We start from the raw sequence: 1,826 nt of genomic DNA on the forward strand, positions 1-1,826 counted from the left end.
GCGCTGGCGGCCGGTGGTCTGGTGCCGGGCGATGTGGACGCCGTGGAGGCGCATGGGACGGGTACGGCGTTGGGTGATCCGATCGAGGCGCAGGCGTTGATCGCGACGTACGGTCAGGATCGTGAGCGGCCGTTGTGGCTGGGGTCGGTGAAGTCGAACATCGGGCATACCCAGGCCGCCGCCGGGGTGGCGGGTGTGATCAAGATGGTGCTGGCGATGCACCACGGTGTGCTCCCGCGCACCCTGCATGTGGATGCGCCGTCGTCGCACGTGGACTGGTCGGCCGGTGCGGTCGAACTGCTCACCCAGGAGCAGGAGTGGGCCGGTGAGGAAGGCAGGCCGCGGCGCGCCGCCGTGTCCGCCTTCGGCGTGAGCGGCACCAACGCCCACGTCGTGCTCGAACAACCCGTCGGTGAGGAGCCTTCCGTCTCTTCGGGTGCCGAGGTGCCGGTGTCGTCCGTTGTTCCGTGGGTGGTGTCGGCGCGCAGCCGGGCCGCGTTGCGGGAGCAGGCCGGTCGGCTGGCGGAGTTCGTGGCCGGGGTCGGTGCGGTGGATGTCGCGAGTATCGCCGGGTCCCTGGTCCGGTCGCGGTCGGTGTTCGAGCACCGGGCCGTGGTGCTCGGCGCGGACCGTGAGGAGCTGCTGGGCGGTCTGGAGGCTGTCGCGGCGGGTGAGTCGGCTACTGGTGTTGTGACAGGCGAGGTCGGTGAAGGGGGCCGTACGGCTTTCCTGTTCGCCGGTCAGGGCTCGCAACGTCTGGGCATGGGGCGGGAGCTGTACGAGGAGTACCCGGTCTTCGCCGATGCCTTCGACGCCGTGTGTGCCCACCTGGATCCGCAACTCGAACTTCCCCTGGTCGACGTGGTGTTCGGTGAGGACGCGGATCTGCTGAACCGTACGGAGTACGCCCAGCCCGCGCTTTTCGCCCTTGAGGTGGCGCTGTTCCGGCTGCTGGAGTCGTGGGGTGTGCGTCCGGACGTGCTGGCCGGTCATTCGATCGGTGAGATCGCGGCCGCTCATGTGGCGGGGGTGTGGTCGCTGGCGGACGCGTGTCGTCTGGTGGTGGCGCGGGGCCGGCTGATGCAGGCGCTGCCGGCCGGTGGGGCGATGGTGGCGGTGCAGGCGTCCGAGGACGAGGTGCTGCCGCTGCTCGGTGACGAGGTGGGGGTCGCCGCGGTCAACGGGCCGCGTGCGGTGGTGATTTCGGGTGTGGCCGAGGCGGTCGGGGAGATCGCGGACCGCTTCCGCGGCGAGGGCCGTAAGGTCACGGCGCTGCGGGTGAGCCATGCCTTCCACTCGCCGCTGATGGAACCGATGCTCGACGACTTCCGCAAGGTGGCCGACAGTCTGTCCTACGAGCAGCCACGGACACCGATCGTCTCGACGGTCACCGGCGCGGCCGCCGCCGAGGAACTGACCTCGCCGGACTACTGGGTGGAGCACGTCCGCGCGACGGTGCGCTTCGCCGCCGCGGTACGCACCCTGGACGGACAGGACAACGTCCGCCGCTTCCTCGAACTCGGCCCGGACGGCACGCTCACCGCCCTGGCCCAGGCTGTCGTGGACGGCGAGAGCGGGGTCGACCGTGATCCGCCGGTCTTCGTGACCGCTCTGCGCAAGGACCGCCCCGAGCCGAGGTCGGTGCTGTCCGCGCTGGCCGGCGTCTTCGTGTCCGGCGGAACCGTCGAGTGGCCGCTGATGCTGGGCGACGGCGGTGCCGGAACCACCGGACTGCCGACGTATGCCTTCCAGCATCAGCGGTACTGGCCGGAGGTCGTGCGGCGGGAGCCGGTCGCGGGGAGCGAGGTGGACGCGCGGTTCTGGGA

Annotated in this window: 1 protein-coding gene; it reads left to right on the forward strand. The window is 70.9% G+C overall.

Annotated elements, in window-relative coordinates; genetic code table 11:
• On the forward strand, window positions 1–1,826 hold a 1,826-nt coding region (locus ACFY2L_RS38950), incomplete at both ends, for a type I polyketide synthase (protein ID WP_390824717.1).

It is taken from the genome of Streptomyces sp. NPDC001381 (assembly GCF_042895685.1).
Classification (GTDB): domain Bacteria; phylum Actinomycetota; class Actinomycetes; order Streptomycetales; family Streptomycetaceae; genus Streptomyces.